Genomic DNA, 1673 nt, shown 5'->3' with positions numbered 1-1673 from the left:
AGTCGAAGATACCAGCTGGCTGCAACTGTTTATTAAAAACACAGCACTGTGCAAACACGAAAGTGGACGTATACGGTGTGACGCCTGCCCGGTGCCGGAAGGTTAATTGATGGGGTTATCCGTAAGGAGAAGCTCTTGATCGAAGCCCCGGTAAACGGCGGCCGTAACTATAACGGTCCTAAGGTAGCGAAATTCCTTGTCGGGTAAGTTCCGACCTGCACGAATGGCGTAATGATGGCCAGGCTGTCTCCACCCGAGACTCAGTGAAATTGAACTCGCTGTGAAGATGCAGTGTACCCGCGGCAAGACGGAAAGACCCCGTGAACCTTTACTATAGCTTGACACTGAACATTGAGCCTTGATGTGTAGGATAGGTGGGAGGCTTTGAAGCGTGGACGCCAGTCTGCGTGGAGCCAACCTTGAAATACCACCCTTTAATGTTTGATGTTCTAACGTTGGCCCCTTACCGGGGTTGCGGACAGTGTCTGGTGGGTAGTTTGACTGGGGCGGTCTCCTCCCAAAGCGTAACGGAGGAGCACGAAGGTTAGCTAATCCTGGTCGGACATCAGGAGGTTAGTGCAATGGCATAAGCTAGCTTGACTGCGAGCGTGACGGCGCGAGCAGGTGCGAAAGCAGGTCATAGTGATCCGGTGGTTCTGAATGGAAGGGCCATCGCTCAACGGATAAAAGGTACTCCGGGGATAACAGGCTGATACCGCCCAAGAGTTCATATCGACGGCGGTGTTTGGCACCTCGATGTCGGCTCATCACATCCTGGGGCTGAAGTAGGTCCCAAGGGTATGGCTGTTCGCCATTTAAAGTGGTACGCGAGCTGGGTTTAGAACGTCGTGAGACAGTTCGGTCCCTATCTGCCGTGGGCGCTGGAGAATTGAGGGGGGCTGCTCCTAGTACGAGAGGACCGGAGTGGACGCATCACTGGTGTTCGGGTTGTCATGCCAATGGCACTGCCCGGTAGCTAAATGCGGAAGAGATAAGTGCTGAAAGCATCTAAGCACGAAACTTGCCCCGAGATGAGTTCTCCCTGAGACTTTAAGTCTCCTGAAGGAACGTTAAAGACGATGACGTTGATAGGCCGGGTGTGTAAGCGCAGCGATGCGTTGAGCTAACCGGTACTAATGAACCGTGAGGCTTAACCTTACAACGCCGAAGATGTTTTGGCGATTTGAGAGAATTTTCAGCTCTGATACAGATTAATCGATACGTCGGTAAGACGTGTTGATAAAACAGAATTTGCCTGGCGGCACTAGCGCGGTGGTCCCACCTGACCCCATGCCGAACTCAGAAGTGAAACGCCGTAGCGCCGATGGTAGTGTGGGGTCTCCCCATGTGAGAGTAGGGAACTGCCAGGCATCAAATTTAGCGTGCTGATATGGCTCAGTTGGTAGAGCGCACCCTTGGTAAGGGTGAGGTCCCCAGTTCGACTCTGGGTATCAGCACCACTTTTTAGGTTAAAGTTCGGCACGTTGTAAAGAATTTGCCTGGCGACAATAGCGCGGCGGTCCCACCTGACCCCATGCCGAACTCAGAAGTGAAACGTCGTAGCGCCGATGGTAGTGTGGGGTCTCCCCATGTGAGAGTAGGGAATCGCCAGGCATCAAATAAAGCAAAAGGCCCAGTCGAAAGACTGGGCCTTTTGCTTTTGTGTTATCTGT

1 tRNA gene and 3 rRNA genes (1 of these 4 only partly in view) are annotated in these 1673 nt (G+C 52.8%); all 4 read left to right on the top strand.

Going from position 1 to position 1673, the window contains the following annotated elements:
- A 23S ribosomal RNA gene (locus tag VZP09_RS18410) occupies positions 1–1158 on the top strand (it extends 1744 nt beyond the left edge of the window).
- A gap of 96 nt (positions 1159–1254) precedes the next feature.
- A 5S ribosomal RNA gene (gene rrf, locus VZP09_RS18405) occupies positions 1255–1370 on the top strand.
- Between the two features lie 14 nt (positions 1371–1384).
- Positions 1385–1460, top strand: a tRNA-Thr gene (locus VZP09_RS18400).
- Between the two features lie 38 nt (positions 1461–1498).
- A 5S ribosomal RNA gene (gene rrf, locus VZP09_RS18395) occupies positions 1499–1614 on the top strand.
- Positions 1615–1673: the final 59 nt, after the last annotated feature.

Origin of the sequence: Klebsiella sp. EMBS2024 (genome assembly GCF_036233805.1) — a bacterium.
Lineage (GTDB): Bacteria > Pseudomonadota > Gammaproteobacteria > Enterobacterales > Enterobacteriaceae > Klebsiella > Klebsiella pneumoniae.
The sequence above is the reverse complement of the archived record's forward strand: the minus strand, read 5'-3'. Positions and strand labels throughout refer to the sequence as shown.